The sequence below is a fragment of the Leptodesmis sp. genome (assembly GCF_052746595.1).
Window position 1 is genome coordinate 30,121 of the sequence record NZ_JBRAGO010000008.1, and the last position, 21,927, is coordinate 52,047.

Sequence of the window (21,927 nt, forward strand, 5' to 3'; positions counted from 1 at the left end):
TCAGGTCTTGACAATTTTGAGTGTCTGTAAGCTTGGATCGGCACACCCACTGATTACGCCTCCCAAAGCCAGAATTTCTTGCAAATGAGCGATTGCCTCCTCTGTGATAACTTCTCCTGGAATCAGCACCGGAATGCCAGGAGGATAAGGACAAATCAGTTCGGCACTGATGCGATGAACGCAATCATGAATAGGCAAGGTTTCAGCTACAGCGAAAAATGCCTCACGGGGGGAAAGGACTGAGGGCTGAGGTTTGAATTTTGGATTTTGAATTTTGAGTTTTGAATTGTCTCGCGCCTTGTGCCTCGCGCCTTGCGCCATTTGTTCAAACGCCATGACTAATCGATCGATATCTGCCTGCGTATTTCCCAGACCAGTGATGAATGTCAGGTGTCGCAGAGTGGGAAGTTCTGCCGTGACTCCCAGTTGAGTGTGCAAAAGGATATCGGCAGTAAAACCGTCTATTCCCAGGTCAGTCACAGTGATAGTTAAACGGGTTAGGTCGAGATCAACAAAACCCGAAGTGATGGCCTGCTCTAGATGGAGAAGGGATAAACCGGGAATTTGGGACAGCCGCGATCGTGCCTCGCCAGCCAACTGTAACGTTTCTGACCACCGGGCCTGACCTTCAGTCGCCATCTGATGACGAGCCGCATCCAGAGAGGCCAGCAGCAGATAATTAGGACTGGTGGATTGGACAAGGGCGAGAGCCTGACTCAGGCGATCGCGATCCAGGCGATCGCCCTGGACGTGCAGCATGGCGGCCTGGGTCAACGCTGTTAAGGTTTTGTGGGTCGATTGCACCACTAGATCAGCTCCACTGGCGAGGGCAGGAGTGGGTAAATCGGGATGGAAGGCAAAATGGGCACCGTGGGCTTCATCCACGATCAGGGGAATGCCGTGTTGATGAGTTAAATGGGCGATCGCAGCCACATTTCCACAGGTGCCGTAATAGGTGGGAGACGCCATCAATACGGCTCTGGCATCAGGATGCTGGTCTAAAGCCGTCGCGATCGCTGCAGGAGTAATGCTGTGAGCCAGATCCAGAACTGGGTCGTAGTCGGGATACACAAAGATGGGGATCGCTCCCGATAGAGTTAAGCCTGAAATGGCCGATCGATGCACATTGCGCGGCAGAATTAGTTTTTCTCCTGGTTTACAGGTGGCCAGAAGCGCGGCTTCAACTCCTGCGGTAGAGCCATTCACCAGAAACCAGGTTTGCTCAGCCCCAAAAGTCGCTGCTGCCAGTTCCTGAGCCTCTCGAATGACTCCTTCTGGAGCAAATAAGTTGTCTAATTCTGGTAATTCCGGCAGATCAGCCCGAAAAACGAGATCGCCACAGAGGTCGGTCAATCGGGTAGAAATTCCCCGTCCCCGTCGATGACCTGGGGTATGAAAGGCTGCGTAGGAGCGATCGCGGCAAACTTCCAACATCGCCAGTAGGGGAGTTTGATTCTGATCAAGTTCTAACCGAGCCGTCATTTCCCCATCCTTGTAGAGATGTTTCGGCGGAATGTCTCTACCACCATCATTTGCAGTTCAGAGAATTAAACACTATCGCCGCATCCTGTTTCGCCGTTGGCCCGATCGCCGTGATCGTCACCTGCCGCTTGCTGTTACCAACAGGGGCACTGGCATCATATTTAACGGCAGGGAGCCGGGGGGCCTGGCTGGAGAGCGTAAGGTTTCCTTCTTGAATGCGAACCGGAACCTTTTGCTGACAAAACATTTTTTCTTCAATCCGTTCCTGGTTCACGATGAATTCTTCGCCAGAACGGTAAGAAAAGGAAAAATCGGACGCAGAGAAGGGGTCGTAAGAGGGAGAGATATTTGACGTTGAGGGTGGCTGAGTCGCATTTTGGGCGAGAGTTGTCTCTACATCCAGGGGCAGCCTGGCCACAAACAGTTCTACTCCCTTGGCAGCGGCTGGATTAATCCCATCCAGAACGGCTGCATCTTTAGGAAAAGATCGACTGCTGATAATGGCAACCTTGGCTCCCCCCAGGTTAGCCCCAAACACCCCTTCAGCATCAGGAATGTTGTAGTCCATCAGGCTTTTTGCGATCAGCGTTGCCCGTTGGGGGTTCGCCGCATTGACAAAGAATTTGTAGACTAGACCGGCTGATCCCATCGCGACTAACAAAACACTCCCCGCCGCGATCGCAATTCCCTCCCACACGGTTACAGCAGGTACGGACGAAGACTCAGTCGGTTCAATCATAGAGAATTCTGGTCTGAACTAAGTATTGTTAGTTAAGCCTTGTCCAAGTCCAGAACCGTAGCTTCTCTGATCGGAAAACGACCACTCTCTAGCTGGACTTGGCTTAGTTAAGACAGAAAGGCAGGCACAGAGGGCAGAAGGTGAATTGAGAATTGAGGAGCAGCAGGGATATTGACTGCTACCCCTAATCCCTGATCTCTGATCTCCCTACTGCTCTATGCTTTCTTCAACCAGCTAAACATGGCTCGCAAATCCTTACCCACTTCTTCAATGGGGTGTTCTGCTTCCCGCCGCCGCATAGCAGTGAATCCAGGTTTCCCAGCCTGATTCTCCAGGACAAATTCACGGGCAAATTGACCAGTTTGAATTTCTTGCAGGATTTTTTTCATTTCGGCGCGGGTTTGATCGGTAACGATTCGGGGACCGCGAGTTAAATCACCGTATTCTGCCGTATTGGAGATGCTGTCGCGCATTTTGGCTAATCCGCCTTCCACAATCAGATCCACAATCAGTTTAACTTCGTGAAGACACTCGAAGTAGGCCAGTTCAGGCTGATAGCCTGCAGCAACGAGAGTTTCAAATCCGGCTTTGATTAGGGCACTGAGGCCACCGCAGAGAACCACTTGTTCCCCAAACAGGTCAGTTTCTGTTTCTTCCCGGAAGGTGGTTTCCAGAATGCCCGCACGGGTGCCACCAATTCCCTTGGCGTAGGCCATCGCCCGATCGCGAGCCTGACCCGACGCATCCTGATAGACCGCGAACAGGCAGGGAACCCCTTCCCCTTGCTCATAAGTGCGGCGTACCAGATGTCCTGGCCCTTTGGGAGCTACCATCACCACATCCACGTTGGCGGGAGGAACCACCTGAGCAAAGTGGATGTTAAATCCGTGGGCAAACAACAAAACCTTGCCTTCGGTCAAATCCGGCTCAATTTCGTTCTTGTAAACGGTTTTCTGCACTTCATCAGGGAGCAGAATCATGATGAAGTCCGCCGCTTTGGCCGCTTCCGAGACACTTTTTACTGTCAATCCTGCGGCCTGGGCTTTTGCTTCCGACTTGCTGCCGGGATACAACCCCACAATGACGTTCATGCCGCTGTCTTTTAAGTTCAGGGCGTGGGCATGTCCCTGAGAGCCATATCCAATAATTGCGATCGTTTTCCCTGCTAACAGGTCTAAATTGGCATCCGCGTCATAATACATCCGCGCCATAGTGGGTTGTCTCCTTGCAGCGTCGAGTTCCTTTGCAAACTCTTCATCTTACCAAAGATAGATGCATCTCCCTAGCAGTCGATTGGATTTTGGATTAGCGCTTTTGGATTAGCGATTTTGAATTAGAAAAGCTTATCAACTTGGGGAGTTAGCGATCGCTGTACTAAATCCCCTAGGGAGTGCAACAGACCCCGGTTTAACGATTTGACGAGTTCACCCTGAGTCTTGAGCCACTCACCATCTTATCCTTTCAAACTCTCCCCTTTTTAAGGGAGATTTAGCAGGGTAGTTTCATGATAATGAGGGAAAAATTAGGAATGACGTTTGGGCAGGTAGCGATCGCGCAACCCATTAATCACGAGATACAGCACAGGTACTACAAACAGGCTCAAAAACGTGGCGACGAACAGCCCCCCAAAGACGGCTGTACCGAGGGAAACCCGGCTGGCGGCTCCAGCGCCAGAAGCCAGCATCAGGGGAGTGAACCCTAACAAGGCAGAGAAGGAGGTCATCAAAATAGGCCGCAACCGTTCCTGAGAAGCTTCAATCACGGCTTTGGTCAGGGGCAGCCCCCGTTCCCGTAACTGGTTGGCAAACTCCACAATCAGAATCGAGTTCTTGCTGGCCATCCCAATCAGCATCACCAAACCAATCTGGCAATAGACATCATTGGCTAACCCGCGTAAGGATTGGGCCAGGAGTGCGCCCAGAATGGCCAATGGGACGGCCAGCATGATGATCAACGGGTCAATGAAGTTCTCATACTGGGCCGACAACACCAGAAACACAAACACCAGACCCAGCCCAAAGATAATGGGAGCCAGACCGCCGGATTCCACTTCTTCCAGAGCCGTTCCGGCCCACTCATAGCCAAAGCCTGGAGGCAACGCCTGATTGGCGATCGTTTGCATATTCTGAATGGCCGCCCCTGAACTGACTCCCGGTGCAGCACTTCCAGAAATCTCGATCGCCCGGAACAGGTTGAAGTGCGTAATGGTTTGAGCACCTGTAGTCGATGTAATCTTCACCAGATTACTGAGCGGCACCATTTCTCCCTGGCTCGATCGCACATACAGACTACCGATATCGTTGGGATTAGCCCGGAAGGGTTGATCCGCCTGCACATACACGCGGTAACTGCGCTGTCCCAGGTTGAAATCATTGACGTATTGCGATCCCAGAGCTGTCTGCAGCGTATTGAAAATGGTGTCCACGGGAATCCCCAACGCTTTCGCCAGATCTCGATTCACCTCCACCTGGAACTGGGGCGTACTGGCGGCAAACTGAGTAAAGACCCGTTGCAAACCACTTCCCGGTATATTTGCCCGTCCAATGAGTTGCTGTGCCGTCTTTAAAAGATCCTGGATGTTGCCTCCACCGCGTTGATCCTGCAACTGAAATTGAAATCCACCAAAGCTACCCAGTCCCCGAATAGAGGGTGGGTTGACAGGCAATACTCTGGCTTCCGTAATCGTTCCCACCTTACTGAACAAGCGACCAATAATGGCCTGAGCCGATGCTCCTGGCTCTTTCCGTTCTCTCCAAGGCTTCAGGGTGGTAAAGATTACGCCTGAGTTGGCAGTACTACCACTAAAGCCAAAGCCACCAACGGCAAAGGTTCCGGTTACTTCGGGAAACTCCTGTTGGTCAAGCAAAATCTTCTCTACCCTGGTCATTACCTGATCGGTATAGTTCAGGGATACCCCTTCTGGCCCCTGCACGATCGTAATGAAATAGCCCTGATCTTCTTCGGGTAGAAAGGCTTGCGGCACATTCAAATACAGCAGCGCCGTGGCTCCAATCAGTACTACAAATAGCCCAATCACCAGCATTTTGAACCGTACTAGCTGGGTCAGCCATCCCCGATAGGTTTGCCGCACGTGATCGAATCCTCGATTAAACCGATTAAAGAACCAGGCTGACCAGCGTGGCGGTTGATGCTCCGATCGCAGGAGCAAAGCACACAGGGAAGGAGTCAGGGTCAGTGCCAGAAAGGTAGATAGGCCGATGGAGAAGACGATCGTGAGAGCAAATTGCTTATACAGTGCGCCTGTCGTTCCTGGGAAAAAGGCAACTGGGATAAACACCGCCATCAGAACTAAAGACGTAGCAACCACCGCTCCCAGCAATTCCCGCATGGACTCAACAGCGGCTCGGAAGGGGTTCATACCACGATCGTGAATCAGGCGGCTGACATTTTCCACCACGACGATCGCATCATCCACCACCAGGCCCGTCGCCAGGGTTAACCCGAACAGGGTGAGGCTATTGATCGAGAAATTAAACGCTTTGACAAAGGCAAAGGTGCCAACTAGGGAGAGGGGAATGACGATTGCCGGAATCAGCGTCGTGCGCCAGTTCTGCAAAAACACAAAAATCACCAACACCACCAGCAAGATGGCTTCCAGTAGCGTCTTTTGTACCTCCGCCAGGGATTCTTCCACATACAACGTGGTGTCGAAAGCTACCTGATACTTCATGCCAGGGGGAAACGATCGTGATAGCTTCTCAATTTCCTGTTTCACGCCCTCCGCCACCTGAATCGCGTTACTACCCGGAGTTGGGAAAATCCCCAGGCCAACCGCTTCTTTACCCCTGAATCGCAAGAAACTGGTGTAATTTTCTGCCCCTAACTCAGCGTGGCCCACATCCCTGAGCTTAATTAACGTTCCGTCCGTACCCGTTTTGACAATCAAATCATCAAACTCAGAAGCATCCTTTAATCGACCGAGAGCCTGTAAATCAATCTGGTAAAGCTGATCCTTGGGAGAGGGAGATTGCCCAATCCGACCTGCTCCCACCTGAATATTTTGCTCCTTTAGAGCATTCACCACATCCTGCACTACCAGTCCCCGTGCCGCTAATCGCCCTGGATCCAGCCATAGCCGCATGGAGTAACGTCGTTCTCCAAAAATCTGCACGTTCCCGACTCCAGGCACCCGCTTTAACGCATCGGCCAGATAGAGATCGGCGTAGTTACTTAAAAAGATCGTGTTGTATTCCTGGTTATCGGTATAGAGGCCGATCGCCAGCAGAATGTTGTTGGACTGCTTCGTGACTCTCACTCCCGTCTGCTGTACAGTGTCCGGCAACTGGGAGGTCACTGATGAAATCCGATTTTGCACATCCACGGCGGCAATGTCTTTATTGCGAGTGGATTGAAACGTCGCTGTGATTGTACTGGAGCCATCATTACTGCTGGTAGAAGACAGGTAGCGTAAGCCTTCAACCCCATTAATCTGGCGCTCCAGGATGGTTGTCACGGCACTTTCCACCACCTCCGCATTGGCTCCCGGATAGTTGGCTGATACCTGCACCTGTACCGGACTGATATCGGGAAACTGGTCAACGGGCAAGGAAGGAATGGCGATCGCCCCAACCAGCAGAATGATCAGAGCGCAAACGATGGAAAAAACAGGTCGTCGGATAAAGAAGTCTGCCATAGGGGAAAGGGAAGAAAGGGAGAAGAGAAGGGTTGAGAGTTAAGAGTGATGAGTTTTGAAATGTCATGAGTCATTCGTTCTTTGTTCTCTACCAATAACGAATGACCCATGCCCCATGACATTTCGCCAGCAAATATCAACTTTGCTACTACTGCTTCACCGGGGCGATCGGTGTACATTCCGACAAATTCAGAATTCCGGAGAGAACGATTTGTTCATTGGGCTTGAGGCCAGCCAGAATGTTGTAACTATTGCCCTGAATGACTCCTAATTTAACGGGGCGTTGGCGGGCCACTAAGATGGGAGCTTTGCCAGGAGGTGCGCCTGCAGGTGGGCCAGCCTGGGGCATCTTGCTCATCATCTCTTTACAGGTGGTGTCCATCGGTTGGGCGACAAAGATGAAAGTTTCGCCAGCCAGACGGGAAATGGCCGCAGCGGGCACCAGAATGCCGGGACGCGATCGCCACACGACTCGGGCCTTGGCAAATTGTCCTGCTCTCAATACTCCGGATCGGTTATCAAAGGTTGCTTTGGCGAGAATGCTTTGAGTGCGGTTATCGGCCTGGGGAGAAACAAAGCTGATCCGTCCGGTGCTGAGAACGCCTCCCTGATTATTCAAAAGTTGGACAGGTAAGCCTTCGCGTAACTCCGAGACTTTTTCTAGCGGAATGGCAAGCTTCAGTTCCAGCACTTCATTTTGGGTGACGGTGGTGAGGGTGTCGCTGGTAGAAACCAACTGGCCCAGCTTTACGGGAATGTCGCCTACCACCCCATCAAAGGGAGCTACTGTAGTCGTCTGTTGCAGTCGCACACTAGTCACATTGGCGTTGGCTTTAGCTTGCTGCAAACCAGCTTCGGTTTCGGCAAGATTGGCTCTTGCGGCTTGAATCTGGCGATCGAGTGCCCTTAATTCCGAAATCGCTTTAGAGCGATCGCGTTCTACCTGATCTAACTGTTGCTGTGGTAACGCTCCTTCCTTGACCAAAGCTTGAATTCGCTGATACTGCTGATTCTGTAAGTCTACTTCTGCCTGTTTGGCAATCCGATTCGCTTCCTGAGCCTGAAATTGAGACAAAGCATTGGAACGGGCCGCACGAGCGGAATTCACGGCTGCCAGATTACTCGCCAACTGCGCTTCTTGCTCCTGGGGTTTGACTTGAATCAAGGGATCGCCTTTGCGAACCCGATCGCCAGCTTTTACATAGATCTGACTCACTCGTCCAGTAATTTCGGGCTGCAGCACAACCGACTGGCGCGAATCCAGGGATCCCACGTATTCTGACGAATCTTGCACCTGAGCGGCCTGTGCGGTTCCCAATTTCACCAGAATTCCACCAGCTATCCCAGGCATAGCCCCTGGCTTCCGCCCGGAATGGTTGGCCTGCCACCAACGCCAGCCAAATCCTACGCCTAGTGTTAGCAGAACCAGTCCCAAAACCGCTAACCAGCGCTGGCTAGACGGTTTTGAGCGGAAGGGCGATCGCTTACTATTTCCAATTGTTGACGAAACTTCCGCTTCTTCAACTTTGGTAGAAGTTCCATCTTGAGAAGAATCAAACCCAGACATGTGTTTTGCCTCGCTTACGGCTGCTCGTTGTGAGCTTCTGCCCTTAGTTGAACCAAGCCCAGCTAGAGAACAGTCATTTTTCTATCAAAGAAACTACAGTTCTGGAGTTGAACAAGGTTTAGTTAATGCTTTGATCAGCCTGAATCGCAGTCTCGAAATCGTTTGGTGATGACTGATCCGCATTCTTGATAAGACTTAAACCATCACTAAACCACATCCCCTCTGTCCACGGGTAGACCCATTAGGATGATGTCAATTGAAGCCCTTTATTCCTGGTAATTAAGATATTTGAGGCGGAAGGAATGCCGGCACTTTTGTAATACCTACGGTGGATGACAAACAAAAAAGGGCAGAGTAAATCTGTCCCCAAATCAATAATTCTTTTGCAGCTTAATTACTTCTCAACTTCAGCTTTCATCCGTTTTAGCGTCATGTTCATCTGATCAAACATCTGCTGAGGAGTAATGCCGAATTGTCCTAGCTGAGTTTTCAATTGTTCTACTGTCATTTGTGCCATAAAGTCTTCAGAAAGCTCAAAGCGCTTCATGAAGATTCGATAGCGTTCCATCATGGCTTCCATCTGCTCAATAAAGATGATTTTGCCTTCCCGGTCAAATTTACCATAATGGCTACCCAGTTTCATCAGCGACTGGTAATCTTCGAAAAGTTGCTTCGCTTCCTGCTGAACAATTTCAGAGTCAAAAAATCCCATAGCTTCAAAAATCTCAACTATGTGAGAAAAACAGGTTTGAAGTCCTTATACAAATTATCTTAGGACAGTGAGAGAGGTTGGGTTAAGTAGGGGTTTCACTACTCCAAACCCCCTTACCGCCCGCCAAATAGGGCAGCCAGCCAACCTCGTTTCTGATTTTTTACGGGTTGTTGAGCACCAGAGCCGAATTGAGTACAATCGGATCTCTTACCTGATAGCCAGTCCCAAAATCCTTTGCGATCGACGGACTGTGATAGCTTCGGGCTACCCTGGCTCGATCGGGTTGGTGCTGGTCGGGGGTTAGGTGGCTGAGAACGCTGACTGGTATTATCAGCACGTCCAGACGATGTAACTGGCAACCCAACCTTTGCGCCAAATTTTAAGACAAGCGGATCGTTCGGGTTCAGTTCATACGCTCGCTTTAAATGCACCTTTGCCATTCCTGAAAATTTCTGCTGGTGTAGATAAGCAACTCCTAATAAGGAGTGATATTCACTCTTGGTGGCCTTGATCTTAATCGCATCCCGCAACTCTTGTATGGCTCGATTCCAGGCTCCATTTTTGGCATACTCTTTTGCCCTGCGGTAGTGGCGTTGGTCGTAGCTCTCCGTCACCACATCAGGATTCGTGGGGACAGGGGTAAACTGCACGGGCTGGGCTGCTGCTGCTGCAATCAGGCCAGTGCGCCGTTCTCGAACGATCCCATCCCCCATTTTGAGTTGCAAATAAACCAGATTCAGTTCACTAATCTGCTGGGTAATGAATTCAAATTTCTCTAACTCCAGAGATTCATATTGAGACTGAGCCAGCATGCTAATGGACTGTTCGTAAAAGGTGTCTACTTCAGTTACGGGATGCTCCATCAGTTTTCGGGCAATCTCGCTTTCAGGGGTAAGCAGGCCTTCCCGACACAGCCGCCGAACTTTAACCCGGAGCAGGGCTGTATGTTCTGCACGCCCTTTATCTTGTTTCAACTGTTCATAAGCTGGATTAACTAAGCGAGCAAACAGTTGGGTGGCCAGTTCTTTTTCATTTCCTCCAGTCAGAGCGTAGCGATCGGGGTGGAGCAGCTTGGCAATATCACGGTAGCGCTTCAGGACACGGCGACCGTCCGCAGCTACTGGAATTCCTAAGATGGCGTAGGGGTCAGCAAATTGTCTTATCCATTCCGAGGGAAGAGCGCTATGTGACATTGACAAGCAGCCTTACAGGGATAGTTACAATCTAAAATTCTCTGTAGACCTAGCCGTTTTTCTGATTACCTGATTTAAGGTAACTAAACCAAACCCAGCCAGAATTTTAGTTATCTTGTGAAAAAAACATAGTTCTAAACTGGAACAAGTTTATTTTCTACTGTAATCAGTTATTTCGGTTATCATAAAGTCTTTAAAGAAATCTCGTCTTAGCATCAGCAAATTTCCAAGTCTTACTTTAATGTACTGTGCATTTATTCACAGAACAGGACAGTGGCTGCCAAATCTTACTGGCTTCTTACCACAGACGGGCGAGAATAACAGGATAGAATTGGGGCAACGAGAGTACAGTCGTTCTGATGGAGTGAGCCATCGTGTTCAGTAAGTCCAAAGATCTATTGAGTAAACCCAAAGATCGCAAGGTTGCTTCCCTGTTAGCCTTGGCTGGTGCTGTCGCTCCGATCGCAGGCTTCCATAAGTTCTATCTCAGACAACCCATCTGGGGAATGGTATATCTTCTGCTTTTCTGGACTCCCATTCCTCGGATTGCCAGTGGGATTGAAGCTGTCTGGTATTTATTTCAGGACTCGGATGAGTTTGATCTGCGGTTCAATCATGGGCTATCCTCAACCACGACTCTTGCCTCTACTTCCACTCCCCAAGTTGATCCGAACAAAATTGGAGCAATCGCTGATGCCGTTCGCAAACTGGATCAACTCCGGGAAGATGGCCTGATTTCAGAATATGAGTTTGAGCAGAAACGCCGCCAGTTATTGGATCAAATGGGTTAAGAAAAGGCAGAGAGGAGAGGGCAGAAGGGATTGGTCATTTGCCGTCTGTCATTGATCATCGGTTGATTACTGCGGATGAGGCACGAGAAAAGATTGAAGTGCTCAGCGCTAAATTTCTAGTTCAGAGCAACCTTAAAATTCAAAACTTAGAACTCAAGACTTTTCATTAATTCTTAATTCTCAACTGACCCCTTATGCCTATCCTCAACTGGTTTGCCAACCTGAATCACGCTCACTCGTTGCGATCGCGCATTCTCAACGATCCCTACTATCGCTTTCAATCCCTTGAGGAAATTGAGATAGCCGCCAGTTTAGGGATTCAGATTGACGTTAATCAGGCTGGAGTGGATGATTGGCTGCGCTTGCCGGGACTCTCGATTCATCAGGCCCGCATCCTGGTAGATTTAACCCAATCGGGCATTTATTTTCACTCTCTGGAGGATGTAGCGGCTGCTCTCAACCAGCCCCCTACTCGGCTCAAGCCCTGGGAGCCGATCCTGCGATTTTGCCACTATGAGGCAGACAGCATTTATACTATTCAACCCATCAATGCCAACATTGCCTCCGTTCAAGCCCTGACCCGCATTCCATTTGTAGACTTACATCTGGCCAAGGCAATCGTCCAGAACCGCCCTTACCGCAATCTCCCTCACTTGCAGCGACGGCTCTCCTTACCCAAGGAACTAACCGCCAAGCTGGTACACTACCTGAAGTTTTAAGTTCTCTTAGAACCTAAAACTGAAAACTCAAAACTTCAAACTCGTTACCTGACTGTACCAATCCGGTCAAAGGGATAAAACCTGAACCAGGCATGACCAATAATGTTTTGCTCTGGCAGGAAACCCCAGATATGAGAATCATTGCTGTTGGGCCGATTATCTCCCATCACAAAGAACGCTCCTGGGGGAACCTGAACGGGGGCCATCCGATAATCCGGGGGGGCGGCGATGTAAGGTTCCTTTAAAGGCGTGCGATCAACAAAAACTTTGCCATCTTTGACCTCCACAATTTGTCCCGGTTGCCCAATAATGCGCTTGATAAACGCCTGATCTTTGGTAAATCCCAGGGTCTGCAACTGAGGAGGTGGGTCGAAGACCACAATGTCACCAAATCGAGGTGGATGAAAGTGATAGGACACTTTTTCGACGACCAGGCGATCGCCAATTTCCAGTGTTGGCACCATCGAATCAGAAGGGATGAAACGAGGTTCCGCCACAAATAAACGCATCAGTAACGCCAAGATCAGCGCTACAAACAAAATTTGAAAATTATCCCACCAGATTTTCCAGGGAGATTTAACCGAGGATGACGGTGAGGACTGAGATGGCTCGGAAGTTTTTTCAGAAGTCATAGGCTCCATTTTCGCAAGCCAGTGTCTCTGAATGCAACTTGCTGGAAAGCACTAGCCCTCACCTGTCAATTCCTATCTATTTTATTCATTCAGCCAGCGAGCCGCATCCTTGGCATGGTAAGTGAGGATCAAATCAGCCCCAGCTCGTTTGAAGCTGGTTAAAGTTTCCATCACGACCTTCTGCTCATCAATCCAGCCATTCAGGGCGGCTGCTTTTACCATTGAATACTCACCAGAGACGTTATAAGCGGCAACTGGGAGATTAGAAGCTTGTTTCACCTGCCAGATGATATCCATGTAGGACAGAGCAGGCTTGACCATTAACATATCTGCTCCTTCGGCAATATCCAGGCCAATTTCTTTGAGGGCTTCCCGGGAATTACCTGGATCCATCTGATAGGTGCGACGATCGCCAAATTGAGGTGCCGACTCTGCTGCATCCCGGAAGGGGCCATAGTAAGCGGAGGCATACTTCGCGGCATAGGAGAGGATGGGTGTATCCTGGAATCCAGCAGCATCCAATCCTTCCCGAATCGCCTGCACAAAGCCGTCCATCATCCCAGAAGGCGCAATGATATCTGCCCCTGCTTTGGCCTGAGACACAGCCGTTTTCTTGAGCAGTTCCAGCGTGGGATCATTGAGTACTCGTCCGCTTGAGTCGCCCACTTCCAGATAGCCGCAGTGTCCGTGGGAAGTATATTCGCACAGGCAGGTATCGGCGATGATGATCAAGTCAGGCACAGCTTCTTTAACTGCTGTGGCCGCTTTTTGGACAATGCCGCAATCATGCCAGGCACCCGTGGCATCGGTGTCTTTATCTGCCGGAATACCAAACAGAATGATGGCTGGGATACCCAGATCGTAGACTTCCTTAGCTTCCTCCACAATCTTGTCAACGGATAGCTGAAAGACTCCCGGCATCGAACGAACTTCGTTGGCGATCGCATCCCCTGGCACAGCAAACAGGGGATAGATCAGGTCGCTGGTGGTCAAAACGGTTTCACGCACCATGCGACGAAGTTGAGGATGGCTGCGAAGGCGACGAGGACGATGGACTGGAAACATAAATGCTGGTGGACAAGGTTTAACCCTTAAAAGCTTAAAACGTTCTGTAACTCACCTGTACGCAAGTTACGTTACGTTCTGTTGCAATTGTGGCTTACTCGAGATCTATTTCCCATGGCCCTTGAATATTTCATTCGCTATACTACACTTGTATTACGAATGTACCTGCTGCTATAGGGAGGATTGTATGCAAGCGTTGACCCGCACTTCAACCACTGAAATGGAAGTAACCAGCATTCGTCTGGAACGAGAGTTGAAGGAGAAACTGAAAGAATTATCCGGTAATCAAGGATACCAGGCACTGATTCGGGACATTTTATGGAATTATGTGCAGCAGCGATCGGGTGATTATACTCCGTCCCTTTCCCCAGCAGACATCCGCTCCATCATCTCTGCGACAGCCCAGCAAGAGCAACTCTGTGCCTTAACGGGAAAAGTGATTCACCCCAATGAACAAATGCTACTTGGATTAACCACCAATGGGGTTATGGTTTCTCTTAGCTCTGATAGTTTATCTAGCTAAAGCTGATTTTGTAAGTAAATGTCAGTTTAGAAATTGAACTAAGTATCTTGGAAGATTTAGTAATAACTGTTACAGCCATTAAGGTTAGGGTTTAATCTAACCAAACCGTATTTGGTCACAGCAAGAGAGGGGGCTTATTAAGAATACGTGTTCTCTCAAGCCCTACTCCGATGCCAATGCAGGCAGCAATGGTGGAGAACGTCCTAACATTGACCAGTAAGGAAAGTAACTCTTCCACTGCATTCTTGCCTTTTCAGCGAGTGGTTTCTAGAAAGCTGAACATGAGCGCGACCAACTGCCCACCCCATTGACTTCTGGCTCCTCCGGTTACCTTGCGATGGATCACTACCGGGCGGAGGGCACGTTCAGCATCATTGTTGTCAGGTTTGGCTTCTGGATGACTCAGAAATGTGAACCAATCTGACCAATAGCGAGTGAACCGATTGGCCAACATTTGAGCATCGGCTAGCCAACCCTTCTCCGGTGGATGTTCCAATACTTGAGCCAGTTGGGTCTCTACAATCAAGCGATGGTGTGGGAGTTGCTCCAGGGTTAACTGACCCGCATGATAGTCCTGGTGCGCACAACGAGCACTCTCAAGAATCGGGATAACTGTTCGGCAAACTGTCGATTGGCAGAAAAGTTGGAGGTGCTTAAGACTTTCAATTCTCGTCCGATGTGGGCTCAACACTTCTGTTTGGCGCTGGCTTGCTGAGGACTGTAAGCCGACCAGCAATCACTACTGAGGATGCCATCAAAGCCTTGACCTAAAAGCGATTGTACTTCTGCTGAACTGCGAGTCGGTGCTAAAAACAGCACACACCCATCCGCAGAAGTTGCTACCCACATCCAATAATTCACCCCATCCAAGCGGTAACTGGTTTCATCCAGGCATCGGACACCGGGTTGCTGAATCAATTGCCACCATTGTTCATAACTCGGATACAAACTTTGACAAAACCATTGGTGCATCTTCGAGAGGCTCCTCTGAGACAAGGGAATCCCGAAGACGGTTTCCACCAGATAGCGTTGCTTGTTCCAACTCAAATGTCCCCCGTAGCCTAACCAGCCCACCCTGAGTGGTGCAGAAAACTTTTTTGAGTCTCATGATGGATAACCTGAACGACCAAAACAGCGCCTGAAACCCCTTGCCCTCGTTCGTTCGCCCGATAAAACTCAAGATCGCTGTCTCGGTGAGAATCCTTGATCTATAGGGGTTTTAGGAGTTTTCTGCACCACCAAGCAGCCTCCCTTACAGCCGAAGAATCAGCCGAACTGAACGCTATTCAAGAACTCGATCGTATCTTTACGTATCTCAACTCGCTGCTGGTTGCTCAGCAGTGACTATCAGCGATTCAATCAGGCAGTTCGTTCGCAGACGGGCCAACTATTTGTGTAAATAAGCCGCTTCATTGGTACTGCCACTGTTCAATCCCCGTCAGCAGCAGTGGGTTGATCATTATTATTTGGAGTTTAAACGGGACAAGAATACTTGGAACAACTTCCATTGGTCGAGCAACCTGCGATCGCCTGGATGTAAACGATAATCGCTATAAAGGAGAGCGTTCAATTCAAGAAGCTCGTGCGCTATGGGTCCAAGCTGGCTGGCCTCCTCCAGAGAACGACCCTCAACAATCTGAGTGAGCAGAACAGAGCTTGATGTGCGGATGAAGGTTGATCGCCAAGGAAGAAGGATAGAGAATAATCTTTCTGTCAGACCTTTATGCCTGTTGATCAAAATTCAGCGCCGGAAACGGAACAATTCATGTACGCTGAAAGCGTTCCCTTTTCTACTTTTGGCATGGCTAGTAGTACATGGACACGCCGCCACATTCTTTCCCTGGCCGACTTCATGCCGTCGGAATACGATATGGTGCTGCAAACAGCGGTCAGTTTTCAGGAAGTGCTGTCGCGGCGCACGAAAAAAGTTCCCACTTTACAGGGGCAGGTTGTGACGAACCTGTTTTTTGAATCGTCTACCCGCACTCGCAGCAGCTTTGAATTGGCCGCGAAACGCCTCTCTGCCGATATTCTCAACTTCGCTCCGGGCACCTCTTCACTGACCAAGGGCGAAACGATTCTGGATACGGCCAAGACCTATCTGGCGATGGGCACCGATATGATGGTGATTCGCCACAGGGAGGCAGGCGTACCCCAGGCAATCGCCGCAGAAATGGATCGCTTGGGTGTAAACGTTGGCGTTCTGAATGCTGGAGATGGTCTGCACGAACATCCCTCCCAGGCATTGCTGGATTTGTTTACCATCTGCACCCTGCTGGATTCCGAACATCCCCGCCTGTCCCTCCTGGAAGGCAAGAAAATTGCGATCGTCGGCGATATTCTCCATTCCCGCGTCGCCCGTTCCAACATCTGGAGCCTGACCGCCAGCGGTGCCCAAGTCCATCTCGCTGGCCCCCCAACCTTGCTCCCCAAACTGTTTGCCGATTTTGTGAGAGAGGAGTCAGGAGTCAGGAGTCAGGAGTCAGACCTGATTCAAAATTCAAGATTCAAAATTCAAAATTCTCCCCCCACTCCCCACTCCCCACTCCCCACCCACCCTCTTCCCCGCCAACTCTTCCTCCACTGGCAAATTGAACCCGCCCTCCAGAATGCCGACTATGTGATGACCCTGAGGCTGCAAAGAGAACGCATGACTAGCCATCTCTTACCCAGCCTGCGGGAGTATCATCAACGATTCGGCATTACCCGCGATCGCTTGCAACTGTGCCAGCCAGAGGTGAAAGTGCTGCACCCCGGCCCGGTAAATCGGGGCGTCGAAATTAGTTCCGATCTGATGGATGATCCGCAATTCAGCCTGATTTCCCAGCAAGTCACCAGTGGTGTGGCGGTACGGATGGCCTTGCTGTACTTAATGGGTGGTAGTCGGTGAACGTTCAGAATATTGGTGAGCAAGGTTTGTTGAAATGTCTGCAAGCATTCTGTCCGGCAGATATTGTAGGTGATGATGGGGCGGTACTGCAGGTGAAACCAGGGCGATCGCTGGTTGTGACAACGGATGTGTTGGTGGATGGCGTACATTTCAGCGATCGCACCACTGATCCTACCGATGTTGGCTGGCGAGCCGCCGTTGCCAACCTATCTGATTTAGCGGCAATGGGAGCTATTCCACTGGGAATCACCGTAGGCTTAGGCGTTCCGGGAACTTTATCAGTAGATTGGGTGGAACAGCTTTATCAGGGCTTGTTTGCTTGCTTACAGCAATACGAAACGCCGATCGTGGGAGGTGATGTGGTGCGATCGCCCGTGATCACCGTTTCCATTACCGCCTTTGGGGAGGTAGAACCAGACCGAATTATCCGCCGGGGAACCGCTCAACCGGGACAGGCGATCGTGACTACCGGCGTTCACGGAGCCTCCCGCGCGGGCCTGGAACTCTTGCTGCATCCCGATCAATGCCAATCCCTTCATGTCAGCGATCGCACTACCTTGATCCACGCCCACCAACGTCCCACCCCCCGCCTCGATGTCCTTCCTATTCTTTGGGCCATCCTCAACCCATCACAACCGCCCCCCTCACCCCCGACTTCTCCCCTCACTGGAATGGACAGCAGCGATGGACTGGCCGATGCCGTCATTCAGATCTGCCGTGCCAGTCATGTGGGAGCCAGGATCGATCGCCGTCAAATTCCGCTCCCTGCGGCCCTAACCCAGTGGGTTTCGCAAGAACAGGCTTGGCAGTGGGCGTTGTACGGCGGAGAAGATTTTGAGTTAGTGCTATGTCTTCCTCTGGCAATGGCGCAACAATTAGTCACCCAGCTAGGAGAAGGAGCCAGGATAATTGGTACAACTACGGCTGAATCAGAGGTTTGGTTGGTGGATTCCAGTAACACCTATCCAGACGAGCGATTAACCCTTGAGCAAGGATTTCAGCATTTTTCTGAAGGATCAAAGTGAGCTGCGACCGGGTACGATCGCCGTTGGTCTGATTAAACTTTTGCAACATATTAAACGAAGCCGCCAGCAGGGAAACTTATGATTGAGATAGACAGACGTTATGGATCATGCTCTACTGTAGAGAGGTGTTCCACAGGTTGTCAGGTGCAGTTGTCAATCCAGGCTATTCCAGAATCGCATTGAATGCTTGTAAATTCTGCATTTTAACTAGATTGGGGGGTAGCCAAAGCAGGGTAGTTTATGGTTCAAAGATAGAAGGGCTTTGGTAGGAAGAAGTTATGAAATCACATGCTGAAAAAAAACAAGGGAAGTCTGATGAGACATTGAATCATGCTCAGCCTGAATTCAATTTTGAGTTATGGGCAAGACAGGTTCGGCCTCAGTTACTGGCTTCTATTCAAAAACGCGGAATGAGATAAACCAGGTTCAGCTAGAAAACTGGGTTTCCCATATAAGAAACGATGATTCTAGACTTGGAAAAGGTTTGATTCTTAAACTGTTTGCGAGATCACCCCTTAGGAATAAGGGGTTATGTTTTAGACCTGTGGATGATACTCCCTAGAGAGTTGTCGCCGGAACCTCTCTAGGGGGCTGGTAAGAATTGTTAGGTGCCCCTCTTGCAACCGTGTTGAAGCCCTATGGACAATCGCACGGTTGCAAGAGGGTTTTGCAATTCAGGAATGTAATTAAGTCAGGCTGACACCACAAGTTAACTTTAGCCGCTAGGATATCTGCCTAAAGGTATTGCTATTTTGCCATGAATCAAAGTTTACAGGATGTGCAACGTCAGCAAGGGGCAGAGTTTGCAGCAGGCTCCATTCCTGCAAGTTTTGGCAATGAGGCGATCGCCCTGCAAGCCGCCCGACATGGTATAGCGATTTGCGATCGTTCTCACTGGGGCCGGATTCAACTCAGTGATGCCGATCACAAAACGTTTTTGCATAACCAGAGTACAAACGACTTTAATCGCCTGCAGCCGGGAGAAGGGTGCGACACCTTATTTGTCACCCCGACGGCCCGCACGATCGATCTGGCAACGGCTTATATCCTGGACGACGCAGTGATCGTAGTGGTTTCACCTAATCGTCGAGAGTATTTATTGAAATGGCTCGATCGCTATATCTTCTTTGGCGACAAAGTGACCTTGAAGGATATCACCAGCGAGACAGCTATGTTCAGTCTGATTGGGCCAGAAAGCCCTGCGCTGTTAGCCAAATTGGGCATCCAACCGTTCGCTGATCAATCCTATGCCCACCACCGTTTGACAACGATCGCAGGGCAGTCAGTGCGAGTAGCGGTAGGGAGTGGATTGGCTCTGGACGGGTATACTTTAATTCTGGGCGCTGAGAGCGCGGCTCCGGTCTGGCAAGCGCTGGTTGAAGCTGGAGCCATACCCCTGGGAGAACGCGCCTGGGAACAACTGCGAATTGAACAAGGACGACCCGCACCAGATCGGGAACTGACCGAGGATTACAACGCAGTAGAAGCCTCTCTCTGGCAGGCTATTTCAATTAACAAAGGCTGCTATATCGGGCAGGAAACGATTACTCGGTTAGATACTTATAAAGGTGTTAAGCAACAGATCTGGGGAATTCGTCTGAATGCGATCGTAGAACCCGGAACCCCCATCAAACTCGGAGAGGAAAAAGTCGGTATCCTCACTAGTCTGACAAACACTGAAGCAGGGCCATTTGGATTAGGCTATGTCCGCACAAAAGCCAGCCAGTCAGGGCTGAAGGTGCAGGTAGGAGACAGTGAAGGGGAACTGGTGGAGGTTCCCTTCTTGCAGCGCAATCGGCAGGGGGGATGTTAAGTTTGCTCAAGATCTCTAAGTTTTCCAGGCTTCATCCCGATTCTTGATGACTGCAAGGGCCGCTGTCCTGAAATAATTAATGACGGATTGTTTTTGCAGAGTCGCCAGCAGGCGGTGTGGTTGCCATGAAACTCCGTTCGTTTTTTAAGGCCCTAGGTGTGGTGGTAGCGGGATTGCTGCTCCTGGCTGCCGCTGGTTTTTACTGGATTTTTGCCCATAGCCCCTTAACGCTACTACGAGAAGCGTCATCGGCTCCTGCAGCCAGTATATTTGTACCCAAACAAGCTCCAGCAATGGTGTCTCTGCTGGTCAATCCCGATCGCCTGGAAGCCTTTCAACAGATTTCGACTCGCCCTGGTGAGCGACGACAGGCTCATCAGGAACTGACTCAATTCAAACAAGGCTTGCTGGCTGACACGGGCTTGAATTATGCCCAGGATATCCAACCCTGGTTGGGCGAGGAACTTACTCTGGCATTGACGACCCTAGATATCGATCGCGATCGCACCAATGGTTCACAACCAGGTTATCTGCTGGCGATTGCTACTAAGGATCCCGAGCGATCGCGGGAATTTGTGGAATTGTTCTGGCAGAAACGGGCAATCGCAGGAGCTGACCTCACCTTCGAGCAGTATCAGGGCGTGAAGCTGATTTATGCAGAGAACCCCTGGTTACAGCCAAAAGACGCAAAGACAAAGGCCAAGGAAAAGGAAGACTTCCCTGCTGGACTGGCCTCTTCCCTCAAAGCCAGTTCCTTAGCCAGTGCCGTAGTTGGGAATCAGTTTGTGTTATTTGCCAATCATCCCAAGGTGCTGCGGGATGCGATTACCAATGTACAGGCCCCAGATCTGAATCTCAGTCAGTCTAAAGTCTATACCAGAGCATTAGCGGCATTAACCGGGCCACGTATTGGGCTGGCGATTGTGAATCTGCCTCACATGGCTCGCTGGTTAGAAGCAGAAGCCATTACCCCAGCCACAGCAATCTTGGCTGGCCAGGATACCTTAAAGCAGGTAACCGCCGCGATACCTGATGGCACCTATGAGACCATGGCGATCGCGGTGGGGTTAGAGCGTCTGGGACTCATGGCTGAAGCGGCACTGCTGACCGCAGACGGTAAGGGGCCAAGCACTACACCACCTCTCTCTGAACCCGTGGGTGCTCTGCAATATCTGCCTGCGACCAGTTTCTTTTCTGCATCAGGCCAGGATCTGAATCGGGTATGGCATCAGTTGTCGGATAGTTTGCAGGGATACGATCGCCTATCCCTGCTGATTCATCAACCTTTGCAAACGCTGGAAACCCGCTGGCAGGTGAATGTGCCTCAAGACATTTTCAGCTGGGTTAAAGGAGAATATGCCCTGGGCTTGGTAGCCGATGTTGGTAAAACTGAGCGAGCAGATAGCCAGGGTAAGAAACGCAGCCAGGGAAGAGCCTCTCAATTCGTTGATGCTTTAGCCCAAAAAGATTGGGTGTTTGTCGCTGAACGATCGAATGCTTCAGCCAGTCAGGAGGCGATCGCTCACCTGGATGATCTGGCAAAGCAAAAAGGATACAGCGTGGGATTGTTGCAACTTGATGGGCAACAAGTTTCCGCCTGGACTCGCCTTTCTACTGCTGCGCAAAACAGCAGTAACACCGTACAGGCAGATGTTCTAGGTGTGCATACCTCAATCAACAACTATGAAATCTTTGCCACCTCAGTTCAGGCTATGGAGGCTGCATTACAAGCTGTCAACCATTCCCTGGCAGATGAGAAGCAGTTTCGGCAGGCGATCGCCCCCATGCATCAACCCAACAATGGCTATCTGTATCTGGATTGGCTAGCCAGTCGCCCCATCCTGGAACGTCAATTTCCCCTGCTAAAAGTGATTGAATTAGCTGGTAGTCCTATCTTCAGGCATCTGCGATCCCTCACCCTCAGCAGTTATGGCAGTCAGGCCGGCATTCAGCGGGGAGGGGTATTTATCCAATTAAGCTAGGGCTGGGGGAAAAGTTGAGAGTTGAGAACTAGGAGTTGACAGATTAAGAAGGGATGATGAGGTAATGAGAGGATGAGATGAGTGTAGGAGTTGGTTGACTGTCAAACCTCGTGCACCCCCAGCCCCAACCCTTGTATCTT

Annotated in this window: 16 protein-coding genes and 1 pseudogene; 7 read left to right on the forward strand and 10 right to left on the reverse strand. The window is 50.4% G+C overall.

The features are described 5' to 3' along the window. The 7 genes from ACUVQO_RS03120 to ACUVQO_RS03150 all read right to left on the reverse strand — a co-directional run bounded on the left by ACUVQO_RS03120 (nt 1) and on the right by ACUVQO_RS03150 (nt 10,347). The gene (locus ACUVQO_RS03120) at nt 1-1,482 is read right to left on the reverse strand and encodes an aminotransferase class I/II-fold pyridoxal phosphate-dependent enzyme (protein WP_445924436.1); all 1,482 of its coding nucleotides are present in this window, start codon (nt 1,480-1,482) and stop codon (nt 1-3) included. Nucleotides 1,483-1,528: 46 nt separating this feature from the next. Continuing rightward, entirely contained in the window at nt 1,529-2,221 is a 693-nt protein-coding gene (locus tag ACUVQO_RS03125) for a hypothetical protein (RefSeq protein WP_445924437.1), read from the reverse strand. Between the two features lie 215 nt (nt 2,222-2,436). After that, nucleotides 2,437-3,432, reverse strand: coding sequence for a ketol-acid reductoisomerase (gene ilvC / locus ACUVQO_RS03130; protein WP_445924438.1), 996 nt, complete (start codon nt 3,430-3,432; stop codon nt 2,437-2,439). 311 nt (nt 3,433-3,743) lie between these two features. After that, nucleotides 3,744-6,875, reverse strand: coding sequence for an efflux RND transporter permease subunit (locus ACUVQO_RS03135; protein ID WP_445924439.1), 3,132 nt, complete (start codon nt 6,873-6,875; stop codon nt 3,744-3,746). Nucleotides 6,876-7,023: 148 nt separating this feature from the next. Continuing rightward, nucleotides 7,024-8,442, reverse strand: a complete 1,419-nt coding sequence (locus ACUVQO_RS03140; RefSeq protein ID WP_445924440.1) for an efflux RND transporter periplasmic adaptor subunit — start codon at nt 8,440-8,442, stop codon at nt 7,024-7,026. A 394-nt stretch (nt 8,443-8,836) separates the two neighbouring features. Further along, complete coding sequence (locus tag ACUVQO_RS03145; protein ID WP_445924441.1) at nt 8,837-9,154, reverse strand: DUF1825 family protein; 318 nt, start codon at nt 9,152-9,154, stop codon at nt 8,837-8,839. Nucleotides 9,155-9,267: 113 nt separating this feature from the next. Next, complete coding sequence (locus tag ACUVQO_RS03150) at nt 9,268-10,347, reverse strand: J domain-containing protein (RefSeq protein WP_445924442.1); 1,080 nt, start codon at nt 10,345-10,347, stop codon at nt 9,268-9,270. Between the two features lie 374 nt (nt 10,348-10,721). Between ACUVQO_RS03150 and ACUVQO_RS03155 the strand changes: the two genes are divergently transcribed. Together ACUVQO_RS03155 and ACUVQO_RS03160 are read left to right on the forward strand one after the other, a co-directional pair. Further along, nucleotides 10,722-11,138 (forward strand): SHOCT domain-containing protein, encoded by a 417-nt coding sequence (locus ACUVQO_RS03155; protein ID WP_445924443.1) that lies wholly within the window; start codon nt 10,722-10,724, stop codon nt 11,136-11,138. 194 nt (nt 11,139-11,332) lie between these two features. Further along, nucleotides 11,333-11,857 (forward strand): ComEA family DNA-binding protein, encoded by a 525-nt coding sequence (locus ACUVQO_RS03160; protein WP_445924444.1) that lies wholly within the window; start codon nt 11,333-11,335, stop codon nt 11,855-11,857. Between the two features lie 44 nt (nt 11,858-11,901). Here the strand turns inward: ACUVQO_RS03160 and lepB are convergent, their stop codons facing one another. Together lepB and hemB are read right to left on the reverse strand one after the other, a co-directional pair. Continuing rightward, nucleotides 11,902-12,489, reverse strand: a complete 588-nt coding sequence (lepB, locus tag ACUVQO_RS03165) for a signal peptidase I (protein WP_445924445.1) — start codon at nt 12,487-12,489, stop codon at nt 11,902-11,904. An 81-nt stretch (nt 12,490-12,570) separates the two neighbouring features. Next, the gene (gene hemB / locus ACUVQO_RS03170; protein WP_445924446.1) at nt 12,571-13,554 is read right to left on the reverse strand and encodes a porphobilinogen synthase; all 984 of its coding nucleotides are present in this window, start codon (nt 13,552-13,554) and stop codon (nt 12,571-12,573) included. 187 nt (nt 13,555-13,741) lie between these two features. On the opposite strand from hemB, the gene ACUVQO_RS03175 reads away from it, so the two are divergent. Beyond that, nucleotides 13,742-14,077, forward strand: coding sequence for a hypothetical protein (locus tag ACUVQO_RS03175; protein ID WP_445924447.1), 336 nt, complete (start codon nt 13,742-13,744; stop codon nt 14,075-14,077). Nucleotides 14,078-14,239: 162 nt separating this feature from the next. On the opposite strand, the pseudogene tnpC reads toward ACUVQO_RS03175, so the two are convergent. Continuing rightward, nucleotides 14,240-15,151, reverse strand: a pseudogene (gene tnpC / locus ACUVQO_RS03180) (IS66 family transposase); the annotation flags it as partial. A 727-nt stretch (nt 15,152-15,878) separates the two neighbouring features. Here tnpC and ACUVQO_RS03185 point away from each other — a divergent pair. The 4 genes from ACUVQO_RS03185 to ACUVQO_RS03200 all read left to right on the forward strand — a co-directional run bounded on the left by ACUVQO_RS03185 (nt 15,879) and on the right by ACUVQO_RS03200 (nt 21,787). Beyond that, the gene (locus ACUVQO_RS03185) at nt 15,879-16,967 is read left to right on the forward strand and encodes an aspartate carbamoyltransferase catalytic subunit (RefSeq protein ID WP_445924448.1); all 1,089 of its coding nucleotides are present in this window, start codon (nt 15,879-15,881) and stop codon (nt 16,965-16,967) included. Further along, nucleotides 16,964-17,992, forward strand: coding sequence for a thiamine-phosphate kinase (gene thiL, locus ACUVQO_RS03190; protein ID WP_445924449.1), 1,029 nt, complete (start codon nt 16,964-16,966; stop codon nt 17,990-17,992). The genes ACUVQO_RS03185 and thiL overlap by 4 nt, the downstream gene beginning before the upstream one ends. Before the next feature lie 757 nt (nt 17,993-18,749). Further along, complete coding sequence (gene ygfZ / locus ACUVQO_RS03195) at nt 18,750-19,805, forward strand: CAF17-like 4Fe-4S cluster assembly/insertion protein YgfZ (protein WP_445924450.1); 1,056 nt, start codon at nt 18,750-18,752, stop codon at nt 19,803-19,805. Between the two features lie 125 nt (nt 19,806-19,930). Further along, the gene (locus ACUVQO_RS03200; RefSeq protein ID WP_445924451.1) at nt 19,931-21,787 is read left to right on the forward strand and encodes a DUF3352 domain-containing protein; all 1,857 of its coding nucleotides are present in this window, start codon (nt 19,931-19,933) and stop codon (nt 21,785-21,787) included. Nucleotides 21,788-21,927 lie beyond the last annotated feature (140 nt).

Excerpts from the sequence above, each read along its gene's own strand:
- ilvC (WP_445924438.1), bottom strand. The coding sequence starts at position 3,432 with ATGGCGCGGATGTATTATGACGCGGATGCCAATTTAGACCTGTTAGCA.
- lepB (WP_445924445.1), bottom strand. The coding sequence starts at position 12,489 with ATGACTTCTGAAAAAACTTCCGAGCCATCTCAGTCCTCACCGTCATCC.
- ACUVQO_RS03175 (WP_445924447.1), top strand. The coding sequence starts at position 13,742 with ATGCAAGCGTTGACCCGCACTTCAACCACTGAAATGGAAGTAACCAGC.
- ygfZ (WP_445924450.1), top strand. The coding sequence starts at position 18,750 with ATGAATCAAAGTTTACAGGATGTGCAACGTCAGCAAGGGGCAGAGTTT.
- ACUVQO_RS03185 (WP_445924448.1), top strand. The coding sequence starts at position 15,879 with ATGGCTAGTAGTACATGGACACGCCGCCACATTCTTTCCCTGGCCGAC.
- ACUVQO_RS03135 (WP_445924439.1), bottom strand. The coding sequence starts at position 6,875 with ATGGCAGACTTCTTTATCCGACGACCTGTTTTTTCCATCGTTTGCGCT.
- ACUVQO_RS03140 (WP_445924440.1), bottom strand. The coding sequence starts at position 8,442 with ATGTCTGGGTTTGATTCTTCTCAAGATGGAACTTCTACCAAAGTTGAA.
- hemB (WP_445924446.1), bottom strand. The coding sequence starts at position 13,554 with ATGTTTCCAGTCCATCGTCCTCGTCGCCTTCGCAGCCATCCTCAACTT.
- ACUVQO_RS03120 (WP_445924436.1), bottom strand. The coding sequence starts at position 1,482 with ATGACGGCTCGGTTAGAACTTGATCAGAATCAAACTCCCCTACTGGCG.
- ACUVQO_RS03160 (WP_445924444.1), top strand. The coding sequence starts at position 11,333 with ATGCCTATCCTCAACTGGTTTGCCAACCTGAATCACGCTCACTCGTTG.
- ACUVQO_RS03125 (WP_445924437.1), bottom strand. The coding sequence starts at position 2,221 with ATGATTGAACCGACTGAGTCTTCGTCCGTACCTGCTGTAACCGTGTGG.
- ACUVQO_RS03150 (WP_445924442.1), bottom strand. The coding sequence starts at position 10,347 with ATGTCACATAGCGCTCTTCCCTCGGAATGGATAAGACAATTTGCTGAC.
- ACUVQO_RS03200 (WP_445924451.1), top strand. The coding sequence starts at position 19,931 with ATGAAACTCCGTTCGTTTTTTAAGGCCCTAGGTGTGGTGGTAGCGGGA.
- ACUVQO_RS03145 (WP_445924441.1), bottom strand. The coding sequence starts at position 9,154 with ATGGGATTTTTTGACTCTGAAATTGTTCAGCAGGAAGCGAAGCAACTT.